Source organism: Nonomuraea basaltis (assembly GCF_005893125.1).
Classification (GTDB): domain Bacteria; phylum Actinomycetota; class Actinomycetes; order Streptosporangiales; family Streptosporangiaceae; genus Nonomuraea; species Nonomuraea basaltis.
Genome location: NZ_VCJS01000005.1, coordinates 74,327 through 93,002 on the forward strand (window position 1 = coordinate 74,327; position 18,676 = coordinate 93,002).

Sequence of the window (18,676 nt, forward strand, 5' to 3'; positions counted from 1 at the left end):
ATAACTGTGATCCAGTTCCGGGTCTACACCGTCAGTTTCACGGCCTCCGCTCAGGGTGGGGCGGTGGACTGGTTCGAGCTGGTCGCGCCGTCCTCGTGCGGCCTGTCGATCTTCTATCTGGACATCGGCCAGTCCACGGACTACGGCGATACGCAGGACGAGGGCATCCGTTACTACATCAAGCGGGCGTCCGGCGCCTACACCAGCGGTAGTGGCGGCAACACCGGTGTGGCCCGGGTCCCGGTCCGTTCCGGGGACGTGTCTGCCACCTTCACGGCGGAGACGCTGAACACGACGCAGGCCGCCGCAGGGTCGGGCGCTCTCGCCACGGTTCACCAGTCCACGTTCAACGTCCGTGTCGGGCTGGACAAGCTGTGGACCCCGGAGACGGCGATCTCGTGCAAGGCGTCGGAGGCGCTCGTCGTGGGCATGAGTGCGGCGCCGACGGATGCGGTGACCTGGGAGGGCACCGCGTACGTAGCCGAGATCATGGGCTGATCCAATGGGCCGGGCGATCTTCCGGCGTCGCTGGCGGGATCGTCCGCGTCCTCGCCGGAGAGTCCCCACCGCCGCCGCGGCACCAACCAGCGTCACTCAGCAGGGCGGCGCGGCAGCTGTACGGCTGCGCGCGTCCGCAGGCTCGGTCTCCGTCACCGACATCCTGCCCGCCAGCAACGTCGCCGCCATCAGACTCAGGGCATCCGCCGGGGCAGTACTTGCCGTTCAGGCCTCACCCGTGTCCGGCCGCGGCGGCAGCCTCATGCTCCGTGCCGGTCTGGGCGCAGCCCAGACCGCCCTGGTTGCAGCTCACGCAGGCGAGGCAGGCTCGGTCCGCCTGCGCCCAAGCGCGGCCGACATCACCGCTGTGCAGGCATCCCCTGTGTCGGGCAGGGCAGGGGCGATCCTGCTCCGCGCGTCCACGGGGACGCTCACCGCCGTCAGGGCTGTCGCAGAGCAGGGGCCCCCCGGTTCCCTCCGCATGCGGGCTGGCTCCGGCGAGTTCACCTCCGCAGCCAACGTCACACTCACCAGCGGCGCCGGCGCACTTCGACTCCACGCGTCCGCAGGGCAGACCGAAGCCGTTCAGATCGCGGCTACGGCTGGTTCGGCCGGCTCGGTCCGTCTGCGCGCGAGCAGCGGCACCGTGTCCACCGGGGCCGTCCACGTCAGCGTCGGCACGACAGGCGTGATCGCTGTGCGGGCCGGATCTGCCGCCCTGTCCACGGTGCGGCAAGCGCCCGTCCAGGGCGCGGCGGGTGCTGTCGCGATGCGGGCGTCGACGGGTGCGGCTCAAGCTGTTCAACAGCAGACCCTCGCAGGGGCTGCTGCCGCACTACACCTGTCCGGCCAAACAGGCGCCGTGGTGCTGGGCGGCGGCTCATCCGCACCAGCGGGCGCGAGCGGGCATCTCCACATCGCAGGCGCCGCCGGCACGGTGACACCCGTCCAACACGCCTACAGCGCCGCAAGGGCGGCACTCCTGCGGTTGTCTCCCGGATCCGCGACGGTCCTGGTCGACGAAGGTGACAACGTCTACCTGATCGGCGACGCCGGCGTCCTCCGGATCACCGCAGCCTCGGCCGCGGTCACGAACGTCCAGCATCCCGCCCCAAGCGGCAGGGCCGGCAAGCTCCTGCTCGCCGGTGCGGTTGGGGGCGCTGCGGTGGTGGACGGTTCTCTCGACATCGACGGTGTCGTCTCCGCCCCCTATGTCAGGTGGCGTGTGGGCGCACCGACTCTGCGCGTGGGAGTGTGAATGGTCATCGTCCCCGCCTCCAGTAAGGAATTCCTGCACATTCCCGTCGCGGACGGCTCGGCCGGCATCCCTGGGGAGATCGCCGTGATCGCTTCCTGTAACGAGCCGGCCGAATCCGACTGGAAGACCGCTACCTGGGACAGCGGAAACTACAAGGTGCTGATCGGCCCTGCGACCAGCCTTCCGCTGACGGTCGGCACGTACACGGCGTGGGTTCGGCTGACCGCTGCTCCCGAAGTCATCGTCCGCCGCTCTGGTCCGGTCCGGGTGGGTGCCTGATGGCCATAGTGGAGCTGTACTTCGCCCCCGAAGAGCCGTCATTCCTGCCCGCCGCCGGATACCCCCAATACCTCAACACTCCCGGCTCCACGTTCGGGCTGACCGGACTCGCCTACGACGGTGTAGGCGCAAGCGTCGAAGAGGCCGCCTGGAAGTTCAACCCGGCCAAATACGGGTCAGGCGCGATCACCGTCGACATCATCTGGTACGGGCTCGGCGCCACCAGCGGCGCCGTCGTCTGGGGAGCCGGACTCGCCGCGATCACCCCGAACACCGACACACAGGATCCGACCACGAAAACGTTCGCGGCCAGCGGGAGCGTCACCACCTCGCACCTGGGCACGACGGCGAAGCGGCTGCACAAGTCGACGATCACATTGTCGGGTGCGAGCCTGGACAGCATCGCGGCCGGCGACGAAGCGTGGCTGCGAGTCTTCCGCACACCTGGCGCGGCCGGCGACACGCTGGCAGCGGACGCGGTCGTCACCTCGGTCCGTCTCTCCTACAGCGACACGTAGGAGGCGGCGTGGCGGTCCGCTTCGACGCCGACGGCGAGAGTTACACCAGATCGACCGGGCTGGGCGCGGTCACGGTCTTCTCGTTCGCCTGCTGGGTCAAACTGGCCGTCGACCGCGCGACCACTACGGTCATCCTGCAGATCGACAACGGCTCAGGGGCGAACAGGCTGAGGCTGAACGCCTGGAACGGCACCGCCTTGACGTTCCAGTCGGATGGCGGCGGCTGGTTCGGCACCATCGGCCACACGCTGGTCGTCGGCGAATGGACATACGTCGCGCTCAGCGCCACATCCAACCCCGGCCAAGCCCGCACCGCCATACGAGCCGCCGGCTCCACCACATTCGCCGGCGGATCCCCCAGCCAGGCCAACATCACCGTCAACGCCGCGACCCTGCGCATCGGCGACGGGCAGGCCGCCTCCGAGTGGCTCAACGGGTCCATCGCCGCCGTCAAAGTGTGGGACCAGGAACTCACCGCCGACGAGCTGCAGCAGGAATCCTGGACGTACATGCCGCAGCGGACCGCCGGGCTGCGCGGCTGGTATCCCCTGCTCACCAACACCACCACGGACCTCAGCGGCTCAGGCCAAACCCTGACCGGCGGCACTGACGCAGCTCTCGATGACGGGCCGCCGATCTCGTGGCGGACGGGCCGCCACAGGACCGTTTTCCCCGCCAGCGGCGTCTCGGGGACTCTGGCGGGCGTCCTCCCGGCGCTGACCGCGACTTCGTCCGGCATCGTTGAGACGTCCGGGACGCTCGCCGGCGCTCTGCCTGCCCTGACGGCAAACGCAGCCGGCGTTGTTGAGTCCGCGGGTGCCCTGGATGCCACACTCCCGGCACTCACAGCATCCCTGACGGGCGAGTCGGACATGCCCGCCGGTGAACTCCTGGCGACGCTACCGGCACTGTCGGCGTCCCTCACAGGCGACGTCACCGTTACCGGGACGCTCGACGCCGCTCTGCCCGCGCTGACCGGCGGCTTCACCGACGTCAAAACGGGCGACTTCGACTTCATCGCGGCAGGCCTGAGCCGCGGCTGGACCAGCCCGGCCCTCGACCCAGCCTGGGCAGGGCTCGACGTCGCAGCCGCGTGGGCCGCCCGCGACATCACCCGCGGGTGGACAGAAGACGACACCAGCCGCGAATGGACCGCACGCACGCCCACCCTGTGAGGAGGCGAGGATGCCGCTGCAGATGCCGAGCCTCTCCCTGGAGTACGTACACGCCACCATCGACGGACCGCCGAACAAGACGTCGTTCGCCGTCGAGATGGCGATCCTCCCCGAAGGCCAAGACCCCGGAGTCAGCGACTGGGAAACCGCGGCATGGGATGGCGACGATGTCATCTGCCTCGTCGGTCCCGGCGGTCTGATCGCGCTGACGAAGGGCGTCCAGTACGAGGTGTGGGTGCGCATCACCGCCTCGCCGGAGATCCCCGTCCTCCGCCCCGGATTCATCCACGCCACTTAAGGACCCCGCGCATGCCCAGCTCAGACCCGCGCAGGCAGCCATGAACGATCTCCTCGTGATCGTCCCGAGCCGTGGCCGCCCCCACAACATCGCTGACCTGTATGTCGCGTGGAGCGAGACCGCACACAGAGACGCCGGCCTGCTGGTCGCGGTCGATGACGACGACCCGGCCCTGCCCGAATATCAGCGGGTGTGCTCCCTGATCGGTGTCGAGTTGGAGGTCGGCCCGAGGCTCCGTCTCACGGGCACGCTCAACAAGGTCGCCACCGAACGGGCTCCACATCACAAGGCGATCGCGTTCATGGGCGACGACCACCGCCCCCGCACCATTGGCTGGGACACGCAACTCCTGGCCGAGCTGAACCGGCTCGGCACCGGGATCGTCTACGGCAATGACCTGCTGCAGGGCGAGAAGATGGCGACCGCCGTCGCCATAACATCCGACATCGTGGCAGCGCTCGGCTACATGGCCCCACCCTCGATGGTGCACCTCTGCCTCGACCTGGTGTGGGTGGAATGGGGGCGGTCGATCGCCCGGCTCACCTACCTGCCGGGCACGGTCATCGAGCACATGCACCCAGCCGCCGGCAAAGCCGCCAACGACGCCGGTTATGAGGAAGCCAACAGCCCTCACCAGACCGCCGCCGACCATGCTGCCTACCACGCGTACAGGAACGGCCCGCAGTTCGCTGCGGACGTGGAGAAGCTGAAGGCGCTCCTATGAGAGTCCGCCTCCGCCCCGCGCACACCCGGGAACGGCTCGCCAAGATCTACGCCAAGCCTCACGACCACACCCAGTGGATCGACCACCACCTGCGAGTCGGAGTCACGGTCGAGTTCGCCCGCTGGTTCCTCGCCTGCGGTGTCCAAACCGTCGCTGACCTGTCCTGCGGGGACGCGACGATTGCCCGCGCCCTTGGCCTCAACGAGGAGAGCCTGTTCCTTGGCGACTTCGCGCCCGGCTACAAGCTGACCGGCCCTATCGAGGACACCGTCCACCAGATCCGCAACGTGGACCTGTTCATCTGCTCCGAAACGCTCGAGCACCTCGACAACCCCGACACGGTCCTCAAAGAGATCAGGGCGAAGACTCGCTACCTGGTGCTGTCCACGCCCGAGGGCGAGACCAGCACCGGCAACCCCGAGCACTACTGGGGCTGGGACTCGGCAGAGGTCGAACGCATGCTCACCGCCGCCGGCTTCACCCCGGAGATTCACACCGTGCTCGGGCTGCGCGAGTACGGCTACGACTTCCAGATCTGGGGATGCCGGTGACCGAATGGCGGCTGTTCGAAAGCGACAGCCCCGCAGTGGCTACGTTCGCCTTCCACGAGCACAGGCCCCGGGCCGCGCACCTCGAACAGTCCGACCACCACGCCCGACTGCACACCACAGCACAACTCATCCGGGACCTCGCGCCAGCCAGCGTGGTGGACCTCGGCTGCGGCGACGGTGGTCTCCTCAGCCTGATCAAAGACATCCCGTCGTGGGGCTATGACTTCCACCCTGCCAGCGCCCAAGGCTGGGCCGAACGCGGCGTCACCGCCGAACACCGAGACGTGTTCGGCGCCCGCGACGTCCCCAAGTGGGGTCAGGTCGCGGTGATGACCGAAGTGCTCGAACATCTCGCAGACCCGCACGGGACCGTCGAATGGGTCAGCCGCCACGCCGAATGGGTCGTCGCCTCCTCACCCAAGGACGAGACCGGCGACAGGCACGGCGACTGCCACGCGTGGGCTTGGGACATCGACGGCTACCGAGCTCTGTTCGAACCCCACTACCAGGTGACCAGCCACACCACAGTCGACTGGTCTCAGATCATCGTGGGACGGAGCCGGCGCACGTGAAGGTCCTCATCACCGGTTCGTCGGGGTTCGTTGGCCGGCACTTCGTCCGAGCGTTGGACGGCCACGACCTTCACCTGGTGGACGTGGCCGCAGGGACGGACGCCCGGGATTTCTTCCGCCTGAACCACACCCGGTTCGACCTCGTCATCCACCTTGCCGCAGTGGTGGGCGGGCGAGCCCAGATTGAGGGCGCTCCGCTATCCCTCGCGGTGGATCTGGCGATCGACGCCGACATGTTCGCGTGGGCTTGGCGCACCCGTCCGTACCGAATCGTCTACTTCTCCTCGTCAGCCGCGTACCCGATCGACCTGCAGAACGACCTGTCTCGCCCGTATCGGCTACACGAGTCGGATCTGAAACTGACGGGCAACATCGGCAACCCGGACATGACGTACGGGTGGGCGAAACTCACCGGCGAGCAGCTCGCCCAGCACGCCGAGAACGAAGGGCTGCGCGTCCACGTGTTCAGGCCGTTCTCCGGCTTTGGCGAAGACCAGGACCTGGCGTATCCGTTCCCGTCGTTCATCCGCCGCGCCGCCACCAGGCAGGACCCGTTCACCGTATGGGGCGACGGCGAACAAGTCAGAGACTGGGTTCACATCGACGACATCGTGAACGCGACGCTGACAGCGGTGGAGGAGGACGTGCCCGGACCGGTCAACCTGTGCACCGGCCGGGACACCTCATTCAACGAGCTGGCCGCCCTCGTGTGCGAGCAGGCCGGGTACAAGCCCGAGTTGCGTCACATCCTGGACGCCCCTCAAGGGGTTGCCTACCGCGTTGGGGACCCGACCAAGCTCAACAGCTTCTACACGCCGAAGGTCGCTCTGGAAGACGGCATAGCCAGCGCTCTGGCCGCCACACGGGGGAGGGCGTAGTGGCTGCACAGCAGTGGAGACACGGCTGGATCCCGCTCACGCCGACAGCCGCCCGGGAGAAGAACCATGGCACGACGCCAGGCCCCGGCAGCAAGCTCGGTAAGTCCCTCGCCCGCAGCCGAGAGACGTCGCAGGCGATGGACACGGAGATCCGCCGCGCCGCCCGCAGCAGGAACAAGACCGTTCAGCCTGACCGGCCCGAACCCGCTGACGACGTGGCCGAGGCGACGAAGGCCATCAAGAGCGGTGACCACGCCCGCGCGGTGAACCTCCTCACCCGGGCGATGAACAACGCCAAGGGCGCAGACAAGAAGGCGATCAAGGCGAAGCGGGACGAACTCGCCCGCCGCCTGATGGGCCGATAGGCCGTGGCCAACGCAAGGCTCGCCCACGTTGGCGACCCCGACAGCTTGCGCCGCGTTCTGGCCGAGATCCGCGCTGCCTACCAAGGCGATCCAGAAGCGGCTCACAGCCTCGAAGACGACACGATGCGCCACGTACTCCGGCTCACCGCCGAAGGACACCCACAAGCCCGTCAGCTCGCCACAGAGATGCTGACGATCGCCGACTTGGACCTCAAGCGCTGGTGCGCCTGAACGTCCACGGCTGACCCCAGAAGATCCTCCAGGTAGCTCCTGGAGGCCAGAGAGCCCGGCGTCCTCATGCGCCGGGCTCTCGCCACACCATGAGGAGATCAACCAGATGCGCATCAAGATGCAGGCCGCCCTTACCTCGCTTCAAGAGCAGGGGCGTCTGGCCATAGCCGCGAACGCCGCGTCCCGCCCCAGCCCGTCTCTTTCCGATTCGTTGAGCCCACCGCGTCAGGAGGCGCAGGCGCCTGAGCACGAGAGCGTGATATGGCTCCGCGCCGTGATCGAATGCGACAGGGCGCTCGACTCCGCACTGATAGGCATGGCGGGGCGCGACGGCGGTAGCGAGCAGGCTTCCGCTCACGTCAACCGTCACGATTTCGAGGACGCTGTCGCTCGCTGTGAAGCGGAGTTGAAGCTTCTCGACCTGCACGTGCCCAATCGCTACGGCTACTGTCTCACCTGCGACCCGGACTCATGCGGATGCGTCGGTAGTGGCGACTACCCGTGCTACACGATCAAGGCGCTCCTGTCCGGCTACCGCCACCGCGGAGGCTTCAAGCCCGAGTGGGTGAACGCCTGATGCGCATCCAGATCCTCACTCTCCCGTCCGTCATGGTCGGTGACGACATGGATGAGCCGTTCGCGCTCATCGTGGACCAGCACGACTCGGACCTGGATCAGCAGACCGCCGAGGAGTGGCAGCGGTTCAAGACCAGCGCTGGGGCACGCGCCCTCCTGATCACCCCGGACACGGTCGAGGTCGTAGGCCGGTACGCAGAGCCTGCGCACAAGGTCGCCGAAATGGCCGGCTGCGTCCACTGCGACAACGGCGAGCTGAGCGTCGTCGTTGCCTGCGCATGCGCGACACCTTGTTGGAACCCGGACTGCCCCAAGGCTCGACCAGCAGCCACAGATGGCACGCTCTTCGACAAGCCGGTCCGCCTCGAATGGCCCGAGGGTCCACCTCTCGGACTCTCCCGGCAGACGCTCACGGAGAAGCTACGCGTGTTCGGCGCCACCCTGCTGGAGCCAAACCCGACCGTCCTGAGTGACCGCAACGGCAGCCCGATGAACATCTTGGCGACGTGCTCGTGCGGAAAGGCGATGGGACGAGCCTGGAACACGATTGACTCAGACCCTCGCCAGGAACGAACCGAGATCGCCTGCAACGGCTGCGGCAACCGCCTGACCGTCACGGTTCCTCTCGGGGACCAGACATGAGGCGCATCCTCGGAGCGGCACTGATCGCGCTCCCCGTCGTCGTCTTCCTGGCGTCCATGGCCATCAACAAGGGCTGGTTGTACGTCGTCACGATGCTCGCCATAGCGTCGCTGTCCCTCGGCTGCGTTCTAGGCGGCATGCACCTGCTCGCGCCCAAGGACAACGGCCGCTAGACAGCCCTAGATTTCCTGATGAAGGGGTGGGGGTAGTCCATGCCGTACGGCCCCACATCTGCCCGCACCGTCCCACTCCCCAAGGGGTGGGGGGTCATACGTAAGCGCATCCTGAAGCGGGACGGATTCGTCTGCACCTGGATAGACGGCGGGATGCGCTGCTCGGTGCCGGCCACGGACGTGGACCACATCGGAGACCCGGCAGACCACAGCGAAGCGAATTTGAGAAGCCTCTGCCAGCCACATCACCGCAGACGCAGCTCAGCTCAGGGTGGACGCGCCGCGCAGGCCAAGAAGATCCCGCGCAAGAGACGCCAGGAAGCCCACCCCGGACTCCTCTGAAACGGTCACACAGAGTCGCATCTGTCTCCAGATCGCCGGGCCTAGCAACTACCCGCTGTGATAACCGCAGGACGGGAGAGAACCCATGGACGCCGTACTCCTCCTCGCAGCTCTAGCGTTCCTCGCCTCCGCCATCTGGTCCGCCATCCAACGCGCATGGCCGATCGCTCTACTCGGACTCGGCGCCTTCCTGCTCGCCATCCACGCGAGCGGACTCATCACGCCGTGAGCCTGCATGTCGTGCCCATCGGTGATCTCATAGACCACACGACCACAGACGAGTGTCCGTGCGGTCCACGAGACCAGTCAGTGACGAGAGACGACGGCACCATCCGATGGCTTGTCGTCCATCACAGCCTCGACGGTAGAGAGCTGACCGAGTGATCAGCGTTCTATCATGAAGCCGTGATCATGAAGAGCGAATACGGCAAACCGGACAAACGGCGTCCATGCGGGTCGCAGAGTTCCCGCAGGTCGCAGCCATAGGGTGGGGAATGCCCCCTTTGTCCGTTTTTCCCGCGCCCGCTTCGGCATAGCGCCTCTGATCTTGTACGGGCCGTAACGAGTTCCGCCTAGCGATCTTGGCGGCCACCACAGACCACCTCCGACGTGACGACCCTGCGCCGACATGGCCTTTCGTCCATTCGGAGGTTCGCGCTCGACCTCGAGTGCATGCTTTCACGCCCCCGCGGCTGTGTCCCCGCCATGGGGGTTGGCCGCCTTCCCGACATGGGAGATTCTGATGGCTCGTACTGGTGGGCCTGTGCCCAAGAGAAGTGATCAGCGGCGTCGCCGCAACAAGGTGGACATCGACTCGGCCCCGGTCGCGGTCGCGTCCGGAGTGGTCCGCGGGCCTGAGTGCCCGGAGGACTTCGGCGGGTTGGCGAAGCAATGGTATGAGTCGTTGCGCACATCGGGCCAGTCGGAGTTCTACGCGGATTCGGACTGGACGTCGGCGCTGATCATCGCGCGTGCGATCGAGCGGTTCGAGGAGCGTCCGTCTGCGCACATGCTGACCGCGATCCTGTCCGGGTTCGGCTCCCTGGCAGCGACTGAGGGGGACCGGCGCAGGCTGCGGATTGAGTTGGAACGCGACGTGGCCAGCGACGAGGACGAGGACGCCGCCGTGCTCGCCATCGATGAATACCAGCGTCGCGTCTCCGGCTGATCGGCTCGTCACTCTCCCTGAAGGTCTGCCTGATCTGACGCTCGGCTGGGAGGTCGTCCGGTGGGCGACCAAGTACTTGAAGCAGCCGAACGGGCCCCGGGCCGGGCAGCGGTTCGAGTTCACCGACTCGCAGATCCGGTTTCTGCTGTGGTTCTACGCGGTCAACGAGTCGGGCGACTGGCTGTTTCATCATGCGGTGCGCCGGCTGGCGAAGGGCTCGGGCAAGTCGCCGTTCGCCGCGTTGTGGGCGCTCGCGGAACTGACGGCGCCGGTACGGCTGAAGGACTTCGATCGCAAGGCGCCTGGCGGGTGTGTGGGCAAACCGGTCGACATGCCGTGGGTGCAGATCGTGGCCACGGCGGAGAGCCAAACAAAGAACACAATGCGCATGGTGCGCGCGTTCGCACCCAAGGGTTCCCGGCTGGTCCACGAGTTCGCCTTGGATCCCGGCAAGACGCAGTACTTCAAGGCGCCTGAGGGGACGCTGGAGCAGATCACCTCGTCGTACACCGCGGCGGAAGGCGCAGAGGCTACGGCGATCGTCGGTGACGAGTTGGAGCACTGGAAGCCGAACAACGGCGGCACGGACTTGTCCTCGACGCTGGCGGACAACCTGGCCAAGTCGGGGTCGCGGATGCTCGGCACCTGCAACTCGTGGATCCCCGGCGCAGGCTGCGTCGCAGAAGCCGACTGGGACGCGTGGGTGGCTCAGGAAGAGGGCCGCACCCGGAATGAGTCCCGGATCCTTTACGACGCTCGGATTGCCCCTCCGGACACGGACATGACGGACGAAGCCTCGCTGCGCCGCGCCTTGCAGATCGTCTATGACGACTGCTGGTGGGTGAATCCGCAGGCCATCATCACCCGGATCTGGGACCCGAGGTCGAAGCCGGATGACAGCCGCCGCAAGTACCTCAACCAGCCGACCGCGGCGGAGGACGCGTGGATCACGCCACAGCAGTGGAGCGCACTCGCGGACCCGACACAGGTTGTGGCCGACGGCGAAGAGATCGTCGCGTTCTTTGACGGATCCAAGTCCCGCGACGCAACCGCGCTGGTTGGCTGCCGGGTGTCGGACGGGCACGTGTTCACGATCGGCGTGTGGGAGCCGGACACCGCGCATGACACCGACTCGGTCGTCCCCGTCCATGAGATCGACGCCGCGGTTGAGCAGATGTTCGGCCGCTGGCAGGTGCTCGGGTTCTTCTCGGACGTGAAGGAGTGGGAAGGCTTCGCGAAGGTCACCTGGCCGGAGCGATACGCCGACCGGCTGCTCGTCAAGGCCGTCCCGACCGGCAAGGATCCGCAACCGATCGCGTGGGACATGCGCAGCCGGGTGTACGACTTCACGCAGGCGTGCGAGCTGACTGAGACCGAGATAGCAGATACGCGGTTCACGCATGACGGCGATGCCCGTGTTGCCCGGCATATGGGAAACGCGCGCCGCCGGCCGAACCGGTACGGGGTGTCGATCGGCAAGGAATCTCCTGACTCTCCAAAGAAAATCGATGCCGCTGTGTGCGTGATCGGCGCCCGGATGGTGCGGCGGCTGCTGCTTGCGGCGCCCGGCTACAAGAACCGCAAAACGACCCGCTCGGGCCGCGTGTACGGATTCGCTTAGGAGGCATTGGGTGGCGCTCGACCAAGAACAGGCTGAGGCCACCGTGCGGACTCTGCTGGAGCTGCGGAAGCCGGAACAGGCCAGGCTGGATCGGATCGCGGCGTACGTCCGGGGCGAGCACAACAGCGTGTACGTGCCCAGGTCGGCGCGGGACGAGTACACATGGCTGCGCAACCGCGCCAAGGTCAACATGCTGCGGCTGGTGGTGACGGTCGTCGCCCAGAACCTGTACGTGGACGGCTACCGGCCGGCTGGGATGGCGGACAACGCGGATCCGTGGAAGGTGTGGCAGGCGAACCGGATGGACGCCCGCCAGCACGGCATTCACCGGTCAGCGTTGAAGTACGGCATCTCGTACGCCAGCGTGCTGCCTGGGGAGCCGGTCCCGGTGATCACGCCGATGTCGCCGCGCAGGCTCACCGCCTTCTACAGCGACCCGGCCAACGATGAATGGCCTCTGTTCGCGGTCGAGGTGACGTCAGAGAAGGTGAAGGGCGAGGGTGGCCGTCTGGTGGCGCGGCGGCTGGTCCGCCTGTACGACGAGACGTCCACGTACCGTTTCACCGGTGACGCCGAAGGTAGGCGACTTGTGGCCGGCCCGGTGGACGACCACGACATGGGCGTCTGCCCGGTGGTGCGCTACCTGAACGAGATCGACCTGGACGAGGACGAGGCCGTCGCCGGCGAGGTCGAACCGCTGATCGAGATTCAAGACCAGGTTAACTCCACCACGTTTAACCTGCTCATGGCGCAGCAGTACGCGGCGTTCAGGCAGCGCTGGGTGACGGGGATGGCGCCGGCGCAGGACACGGACGGCAACCCGATCGAGCCGTTCCGGGCGGGTGTGGACAGGCTGTTCGTGGCTGAGGACGCGGACACGAAGTTCGGAGAGTTTTCCGAGAGCAGCCTTGAGGGGTACCTGCGGTCGCGGGAGGAGTCGATCCGTGAGATGGCGACCATCAGCCAGACGCCGCCCTACTACCTGCTCGGGCAGATGGCCAACCTCAGCGCCGAGAGCCTGGTAGCCGCGAGGGACGGCCTTGACCGCAAGGTAGAGGAGCGTAAGTCGTCGTTCGGTGAGGCGCACGAGCAGACGCTGAGACTGGCGGCGCTGGCCAGCGGCGACAAGGACGCCTGGCAGGACGAGTCCGCACAGGTGGTGTGGCGGGACACCTCGAGCCGGGCGCTGGCGGCGACGGTGGACGCCCTCGGCAAGCTCAGCCAGATGCTCGGGGTGCCGCAGCAGGAGCTGTGGGAGAAGATCCCGGGTGTCACCCAGACGGACGTGGCCAGGTGGAGGTCGTCAGCCGCGGAGGCGGACGCGTTCACCCAGTTGAACCATATGCTGGAACGGCAGATGGCGCCCGCCGCGGACGATGTGCCGGAGTCGGTGAATGGCCAGCCCGCAGGCTGAACGGCTCGCCGAACAGCACCGCGTCCAGCAGGTCGCTCTCCGCGCCGGGGTGAGCCGGGACGTCGTCGCGTTGCTGCGGGACCTGTTCGACGTCGAGAACGCCGACCGGACGTGGCCCGCCATCCGCTCCATACTCGCGGCCATTGCCGTACAGCAGCGCGGCACATCGGCGACGCTGGCGAACACCTACTACGGCCAGGCCCGCGCGGAAGCGGACGTCAGCGGCGCGTTCCTGCCGATCAACCCGGCCGCCCTGGCGGAGGAACTGCTGAAGGTTGTGCTGGACGCCACCGGGATAGCCGCGTTCAAACGGGCTATCGCGCTCGGGAGAACCCCAGAGGAAGCGCTGCAGATCGCCGGCGTCACCCTGTCCGGGTCGGTCTCCCGTCTGGTGTTGTCCGGCGGCCGGGATCAGATTCTCGGCAACGTGCGTGAGGACCGTCAGGCGGTCGGCTGGGCTCGGCTGACGGACGCCGACCCGTGCGCCTTCTGCTCGATGCTCGCGTCGCGCGGGCCGGTCTACCGGTCCAAGCAGACGGCGAAGTTCGAAGCTCACGACCACTGTGCCTGCATGCCCGTCGCCGCCTGGAGCCGTGACGAGGCGTGGCTGAATCACAGCCGCGACCTGTATGAGCAGTGGCAGGACATCACCCAGGGGCAGAGCGGCGCGGACGCGCGCAGAGCGTGGCGCAGGCACTGGGACAACCGCAAGGGAGCGTGAAGATGGGTCAGCCCGATGCCGACAAGATGCGGAACCTCGTCAAGCAGGGCAAGGCCATGCCGACTCCTGCCGAGGACGACCGCCCTGGCCGGTTCCCCATCGCTAACCGTGCCGATCTGGAGAACGCGATCCGCGCAGTGGGCCGAGTCCGGCCGGACACCGAGGAGGCGCGGGCCGCGGTGCGCCGTTTCATCCTGAAGCGGGCGCGCGAACTCAATCTCGGCGATCTCATCCCGCCCACGTGGGCCGGAGACGGTTCTCTCAAGAGCTAACTGACCTTTACCAGGGGCCGGAGCCGGCATGGCGCTGGCCCTTTCGTATGCCCCTAGCCCCGCCGACACGGCGGGCTGTCCCGACATGGGAGTCACCGAATGTCCGAACCGACACCAGCGGTCGACGTCGAGCAGATGCTTGCCGAGGCTGTTTCCACGCCAGAACTGTCCGCGCCCGAGTCTCAGGCGCAGGAGCCCGACACGGGCACCGCACCGAAGGACTGGCAGGCCGAGGCCACCAAGTGGAAGTCCCTGGCCAGAAAGCACGAGTCAACGGCCAAGACCCACGCCGACGCGGCGAAGCGTCTCGCAGAGATTGAAGACGCGCAGAAGACCGAGCAGCAGCGCCTCCAAGAACAGGCGACGGCCGCTGAGCAGCGAGCAACGAAGCTGCAAGCGGCGAACGCGCGTCTTCTGGCTGCCGCGACGTACGGCATCCCGGCCGATCTGATCGACCTGCTCGGCGACGGAGACGAAGAGCAGATCAACGAGCGGGCCCGCCTGCTCGCCGAGAGGCTCGCCGCCGCTGTCCCGCCGCCGGCATCCACGGCGCCGGTCAACAGCCGGCCGGTGGAGTCGCTCAAGCCGGGTGCGGCTCCTGCCGCGTCCGAGCCTGACCCGGACGCGTGGCTGCGCCGCATGGCCGGCCGCACCTAACCATCCATTCATCGCAGCAACCGGATTCCTGCACGGGGCCCGGGGCCGCTGCATGCCTGAAAGTGAGGTTGCCCCGTGCCCTACAACTCCATCATCAGCAGGGACGCCAGCAACGACCCGCTCGTCCCGACGCCAGTGTCGGCGCAGATCATTCAGGAGATGCCCGCCAGTTCGGTGATGCTGCAGCGGGCCCTCCAGCGGCGCCTGTCCAGCAAGACCCAGCGTCAGCCCGTTCTCGATGTGCTGCCGACCGCGTACTTCGTGTCCGGTGATACCGGATTGAAGCAGTCCGGCACCCAGGACTGGAAGAACGTGGAGCTCGTGGTCGAGGAGCTCGCCGTGATCGTGCCGATCCCGGAGGCGTACCTGGACGACGCTCAGGTGCCGATCTGGGACGAGGTCCGGCCGCGCATCGTGGAGGCGTTCGGCAACAAGATCGACGCAGCGTGCCTGTTCGGGACGGACAAGCCGTCCACGTGGGGCGCCCCGATCTACCAGAGCGCCGTCGCCGCGGGCAACGTGGTGACCGCTGGAGCCGACCTGTCGAAGAACGTCGCCGAGCTGGGTGAACTGCTGGCCAAGGACGGCTTCCCTGTGAACGGGTTCGCGTCCCGCCCGGGGCTGAACTGGAAGCTCGTCGGCCTTCGGACGACTGACGGGCAGGCGATCTACCAGCCGGACCTGCAGGGCCGTCCTGGCGGCACCCTGTACGGCTACCCGCTGAACGAGGTGTCCAACGGCTCGTGGGACGCGACCGAGGCTGAGCTGATCGCGGGCGACTGGTCCAAGGCGATCATCGGTCTGCGGCAGGACATCAGCTTCAAGATGTTCACCGAGGGTGTCATCACCGACGGCTCCAACGCCGTCGTGCTGAACCTGATGCAGCAGGACGCGGTCGCGCTCCGCGCCGTCATGCGGATCGCCTACGCCACCGCAAACCCGGTGACGCGGCTCAACGCCAGCGCGTCCACCCGCTACCCGTTCGGCGTCCTCCGAGCGGCTTCCTACACCTACTCCTGATCCCGCGCGCCACCCCAGAGCCCCGCTCTGGGGTGGCATCCATGGAGGCTCTTTGATGCGTGTCCTCGCCATGCTCCACCTGTATCCGCCGGCCGGGAACGCCGGCGCCGAGTGGGCGATGCACACCCTGCTCGCCGCTCTGGTGACGGCGGGCCACGACGTGGACGTCCTGATGATCGAACCGCATCGGGAGATGAGCGAGCCGTACACGCTGGACGGGGTGCGTGTGCACCCCCGCCGCGGCAAGGGCGACCCGTTCGAGTGGCTGCTGTCGGACCGGGCGCCACACGTGATCGTCACACATCTGATGAACACGCCCAGGGCAACCGTGCTGGGGGAGATGTACGGCATCCCCGTCGTGCACGTCCTGCACAACGACCACGACCACGAACGGTCCTGGCTGGTCCGAGGCCCCGACCTGGTCGTCTACAACAGCGAGTGGGTGCAACGTTCCTGCCTGGACTGGTGGAAGGACACCCAGACCGGCACGCCTCCGCCCGGGGTCGTGGTTCGCCCGCCGGTCATCGCGGAGGACTACGCCACCGAGCCGGGCGACCGCGTCACGTTGATCAACATGTGTGAGAACAAGGGCGCTCGCCTGTTCTGGGCGCTCGCCAAGCGCATGCCCAAGATGAGGTTCCTCGCAGTCAAAGGCGCCTACGGAGCCCAGATCGTCCAGGACCTCCCCAACGTCGATGTGCAGGAGCACGTGCCCGGCGGCCAGATGCGCGAGCAGGTGTACGCACGCACGCGGGTGCTGTTGGTGCCGTCGTCGTACGAGTCGTGGGGCAGGGTCGCGGCCGAGGCGATGGCATCCGGCATCCCGGTGGTGGCTCACCCGACTCCGGGCCTGCTGGAGTCGTGCGGCGACGCCGGCATCTTCTGCGACCGCGACGACATCGACGCCTGGGAACGGCAGATCCGCCGCCTGTCCAAGCACCTGGCGTGGAAGAGCGCTTCGGCGAAAGCGCTGGCCCGCTCACGAGAACTCGACCCGTCCGCAGACCTGGACCGGTGGGTGTCCGCCATCCAAACCGTCGCAAAGGGGTGACCGGTGGCAACCCTGGCCAGCAAATGCGCCCTCGAAACCCGACTGGGGCGTGTCCTGTCCGCTGAGGAGGGGGCCCGCGCTGACGCGCTACTGGAGGACGCGTCCGCGCTGGTGCGGTCCTACACGCGCCAGGACTTCGCGCCGCCCGCCTCCGAAACCGTAGTCCTGCGCGCATCATCGGGCGTGGTCAGGTTGCCGAAAACACCGGTCACAGCCGTGACCGCGGTGGTCGCGGTAGGAGTCGGCGGAGGCCCAGATCTCGCGCTGGCCGGGTGGGTGTTCGACGGCATCGACGTCATCGACGTGGCCGGCTGGGACTCGCTCATCATCAACCTGCCCGAAACCCTGCACGACACCTGCCTTCCGCCCACCTACCGCGTCACCTACGCGCCCGGCTACGCCGCTGTGCCCGCGGACGTGGTGGCGGTGGTGTGCGCGATGGCCATGCGCACCCTGACCGCGCCCACCATGGCCGCCGGCGTCACGTCGGAGACCATCGGGTCGTACTCCTACCGGCTCGATTCCGGCGGCATCGGCACGTCCGTGCAGATGGGCGCGTCCGAGAAGATGGTGCTGGACCGGTACCGGCGCAAGGCCGACACGATCACCGTGCGGATGCGATGATCCCCGCCAGGCTGCTGCCGCTGACCGTCATCAAGGTCCGGCCGGCGACATCAACGGACCGATACGGCAACACCGAGCTCGACTACGGGGCCGCAGCCAGCCGCATCGCCGTCGCGGCGTGGATCGATCAGGCGTCCGCGTCGGAGGACACCCCGAACGGGCGTGACGTGATCGTCGGCGTGTGGAAACTCATCACCAACCACACCGACCTCGACGCCGCCGACCGCATCGAATGGGGCAGCAGCATCTACGAACTCGACGGCCCTGCCTGGCCCGTCCACACCCCGGCCGGACTGCACCACCTCGAGGCCAGACTGCGCAGAGTGGAGGGCTGATGGCTGTCCGCGTCGTGCTCAACCCCGTGGGAATGCGGGAGATGCTCCGCTCAAAGGAGGTAGAGCGGGACTTGCTGCGCCGCGGTAAGCAGGTCGCCTCCACCGCCGAGGCGATCGGTCATCTCCCACACGAAGGTGACGTCGAGTACTACGCGGAATCCTCCGTCGGCTCAACCAGGGCACGCTGTGTCGTGGTCGCCGATCACCCGGGCGCGCTCGGCCAGGAAGAGGAGTACCGCACGCTTGGCACGGCGATCGATGCGGCGAGGCTGTAGTGACTTCCTATCCGGATGCCGAAGACCTGCTCATCGACTACCTGCAGCCGATCGTCGGCGTGCCCGTCCGCACCCGCGTGCCGCGCACCAGGCCCGATGTGTGGCTGCATGTGAGGCGCAGCGGCGGCGTCGATGACGTTGTCCGCGACCGGCCCCGCCTGGACGTGTTCGCCTGGGCTCCAGACGACGGCGCCACTCGAGACCTGCTGACGACCGCCCGCTCCGCCATCCACGACCTGAAGGGGACAACCCTGCTCGGGGTCACCTGCTACCAGGTCGAAGAGTTCCTTGGCCCCACACGCGCCGACGACCGCGAGACCGGCACCCCGCGCATGTGGATGACCGTGCAGCTCAGTCTGCGAACCACCAGCTAGACCCGCGCATCCAACTGATCCGGCCGTCCGCGCCGGTGTTTCTGCTGCTCACCGAAGGGTTAAC

The 18,676-nt window shown here is 67.4% G+C and carries 28 protein-coding genes; all 28 read left to right on the forward strand.

All coding sequences use genetic code 11. The annotated features are described in order from the left end of the window. Positions 1-6: 6 nt before the first annotated feature. On the forward strand, positions 7-498 hold the full coding sequence (locus EJK15_RS03580) for a hypothetical protein (protein WP_138708901.1): 492 nt from the start codon (positions 7-9) through the stop codon (positions 496-498). Positions 499-1,144: 646 nt separating this feature from the next. Further along, positions 1,145-1,756: a hypothetical protein gene (locus EJK15_RS03585; protein WP_171074088.1), complete on the forward strand. Its 612-nt coding sequence runs from the start codon at positions 1,145-1,147 to the stop codon at positions 1,754-1,756. After that, positions 1,757-2,035, forward strand: a complete 279-nt coding sequence (locus EJK15_RS03590; protein WP_138708903.1) for a hypothetical protein — start codon at positions 1,757-1,759, stop codon at positions 2,033-2,035. It abuts the gene before it with no gap. After that, on the forward strand, positions 2,035-2,553 hold the full coding sequence (locus tag EJK15_RS70120; protein WP_171074089.1) for a hypothetical protein: 519 nt from the start codon (positions 2,035-2,037) through the stop codon (positions 2,551-2,553). Before EJK15_RS03590 ends, EJK15_RS70120 begins: the two co-directional genes overlap by 1 nt. An 8-nt stretch (positions 2,554-2,561) precedes the next feature. Continuing rightward, a complete protein-coding gene (locus EJK15_RS03595) occupies positions 2,562-3,728 on the forward strand; it encodes a LamG domain-containing protein (RefSeq protein ID WP_171074090.1) in 1,167 nt (388 codons plus the stop codon). Between the two features lie 10 nt (positions 3,729-3,738). Further along, on the forward strand, positions 3,739-4,026 hold the full coding sequence (locus tag EJK15_RS03600) for a hypothetical protein (RefSeq protein ID WP_138708905.1): 288 nt from the start codon (positions 3,739-3,741) through the stop codon (positions 4,024-4,026). 40 nt (positions 4,027-4,066) lie between these two features. Then, positions 4,067-4,750, forward strand: a complete 684-nt coding sequence (locus EJK15_RS03605; RefSeq protein ID WP_138708906.1) for a hypothetical protein — start codon at positions 4,067-4,069, stop codon at positions 4,748-4,750. Next, on the forward strand, positions 4,747-5,301 hold the full coding sequence (locus EJK15_RS03610) for a class I SAM-dependent methyltransferase (protein WP_138708907.1): 555 nt from the start codon (positions 4,747-4,749) through the stop codon (positions 5,299-5,301). The genes EJK15_RS03605 and EJK15_RS03610 overlap by 4 nt, the downstream gene beginning before the upstream one ends. Continuing rightward, positions 5,292-5,873, forward strand: a complete 582-nt coding sequence (locus EJK15_RS72590) for a methyltransferase domain-containing protein (RefSeq protein ID WP_206060636.1) — start codon at positions 5,292-5,294, stop codon at positions 5,871-5,873. Before EJK15_RS03610 ends, EJK15_RS72590 begins: the two co-directional genes overlap by 10 nt. Then, positions 5,870-6,751 carry an NAD-dependent epimerase/dehydratase family protein gene (locus EJK15_RS03615; protein ID WP_206060637.1) on the forward strand — a complete coding sequence of 294 codons (882 nt, stop codon included), beginning with the start codon at positions 5,870-5,872 and terminating at the stop codon, positions 6,749-6,751. The genes EJK15_RS72590 and EJK15_RS03615 overlap by 4 nt, the downstream gene beginning before the upstream one ends. Next, positions 6,751-7,116 carry a hypothetical protein gene (locus EJK15_RS03620; protein WP_138708909.1) on the forward strand — a complete coding sequence of 122 codons (366 nt, stop codon included), beginning with the start codon at positions 6,751-6,753 and terminating at the stop codon, positions 7,114-7,116. The genes EJK15_RS03615 and EJK15_RS03620 overlap by 1 nt, the downstream gene beginning before the upstream one ends. A gap of 3 nt (positions 7,117-7,119) precedes the next feature. Continuing rightward, positions 7,120-7,347, forward strand: a complete 228-nt coding sequence (locus EJK15_RS03625) for a hypothetical protein (protein WP_206060638.1) — start codon at positions 7,120-7,122, stop codon at positions 7,345-7,347. 106 nt (positions 7,348-7,453) lie between these two features. Then, positions 7,454-7,924, forward strand: a complete 471-nt coding sequence (locus EJK15_RS03630; protein ID WP_138708911.1) for a DUF6221 family protein — start codon at positions 7,454-7,456, stop codon at positions 7,922-7,924. Beyond that, positions 7,924-8,565, forward strand: a complete 642-nt coding sequence (locus tag EJK15_RS03635; RefSeq protein WP_138708912.1) for a hypothetical protein — start codon at positions 7,924-7,926, stop codon at positions 8,563-8,565. The genes EJK15_RS03630 and EJK15_RS03635 overlap by 1 nt, the downstream gene beginning before the upstream one ends. Continuing rightward, positions 8,562-8,738 (forward strand): hypothetical protein, encoded by a 177-nt coding sequence (locus EJK15_RS70125; protein WP_171074091.1) that lies wholly within the window; start codon positions 8,562-8,564, stop codon positions 8,736-8,738. The genes EJK15_RS03635 and EJK15_RS70125 overlap by 4 nt, the downstream gene beginning before the upstream one ends. Before the next feature lie 427 nt (positions 8,739-9,165). Beyond that, positions 9,166-9,309, forward strand: a complete 144-nt coding sequence (locus EJK15_RS70130) for a hypothetical protein (RefSeq protein WP_171074092.1) — start codon at positions 9,166-9,168, stop codon at positions 9,307-9,309. Between the two features lie 534 nt (positions 9,310-9,843). Next, on the forward strand, positions 9,844-10,248 hold the full coding sequence (locus tag EJK15_RS03645; protein ID WP_138708914.1) for a phage terminase small subunit: 405 nt from the start codon (positions 9,844-9,846) through the stop codon (positions 10,246-10,248). Further along, positions 10,220-11,869, forward strand: a complete 1,650-nt coding sequence (locus EJK15_RS03650) for a terminase (RefSeq protein WP_138708915.1) — start codon at positions 10,220-10,222, stop codon at positions 11,867-11,869. The genes EJK15_RS03645 and EJK15_RS03650 overlap by 29 nt, the downstream gene beginning before the upstream one ends. 10 nt (positions 11,870-11,879) lie before the next feature. Continuing rightward, positions 11,880-13,283 (forward strand): phage portal protein, encoded by a 1,404-nt coding sequence (locus EJK15_RS03655; RefSeq protein ID WP_138708916.1) that lies wholly within the window; start codon positions 11,880-11,882, stop codon positions 13,281-13,283. Then, positions 13,264-14,004 carry a VG15 protein gene (locus EJK15_RS03660; RefSeq protein ID WP_138708917.1) on the forward strand — a complete coding sequence of 247 codons (741 nt, stop codon included), beginning with the start codon at positions 13,264-13,266 and terminating at the stop codon, positions 14,002-14,004. Before EJK15_RS03655 ends, EJK15_RS03660 begins: the two co-directional genes overlap by 20 nt. Positions 14,005-14,006: 2 nt before the next feature. Further along, positions 14,007-14,276, forward strand: a complete 270-nt coding sequence (locus tag EJK15_RS03665; RefSeq protein ID WP_138708918.1) for a polysaccharide biosynthesis/export family protein — start codon at positions 14,007-14,009, stop codon at positions 14,274-14,276. Between the two features lie 99 nt (positions 14,277-14,375). After that, entirely contained in the window at positions 14,376-14,933 is a 558-nt protein-coding gene (locus EJK15_RS03670; RefSeq protein WP_138708919.1) for a capsid assembly scaffolding protein Gp46 family protein, read from the forward strand. Positions 14,934-15,008: 75 nt separating this feature from the next. Continuing rightward, on the forward strand, positions 15,009-15,953 hold the full coding sequence (locus tag EJK15_RS03675; RefSeq protein ID WP_138708920.1) for a phage major capsid protein: 945 nt from the start codon (positions 15,009-15,011) through the stop codon (positions 15,951-15,953). A gap of 55 nt (positions 15,954-16,008) precedes the next feature. After that, positions 16,009-17,004 carry a glycosyltransferase family 4 protein gene (locus tag EJK15_RS03680; RefSeq protein WP_138708921.1) on the forward strand — a complete coding sequence of 332 codons (996 nt, stop codon included), beginning with the start codon at positions 16,009-16,011 and terminating at the stop codon, positions 17,002-17,004. A gap of 3 nt (positions 17,005-17,007) precedes the next feature. Next, the gene (locus EJK15_RS03685; RefSeq protein ID WP_138708922.1) at positions 17,008-17,628 is read left to right on the forward strand and encodes a hypothetical protein; all 621 of its coding nucleotides are present in this window, start codon (positions 17,008-17,010) and stop codon (positions 17,626-17,628) included. Further along, complete coding sequence (locus EJK15_RS03690) at positions 17,625-17,963, forward strand: hypothetical protein (RefSeq protein ID WP_138708923.1); 339 nt, start codon at positions 17,625-17,627, stop codon at positions 17,961-17,963. The genes EJK15_RS03685 and EJK15_RS03690 overlap by 4 nt, the downstream gene beginning before the upstream one ends. Next, on the forward strand, positions 17,963-18,238 hold the full coding sequence (locus EJK15_RS03695) for a hypothetical protein (RefSeq protein WP_138708924.1): 276 nt from the start codon (positions 17,963-17,965) through the stop codon (positions 18,236-18,238). The genes EJK15_RS03690 and EJK15_RS03695 overlap by 1 nt, the downstream gene beginning before the upstream one ends. Next, on the forward strand, positions 18,238-18,612 hold the full coding sequence (locus EJK15_RS03700) for a hypothetical protein (RefSeq protein WP_138708925.1): 375 nt from the start codon (positions 18,238-18,240) through the stop codon (positions 18,610-18,612). Before EJK15_RS03695 ends, EJK15_RS03700 begins: the two co-directional genes overlap by 1 nt. Positions 18,613-18,676: the final 64 nt, after the last annotated feature.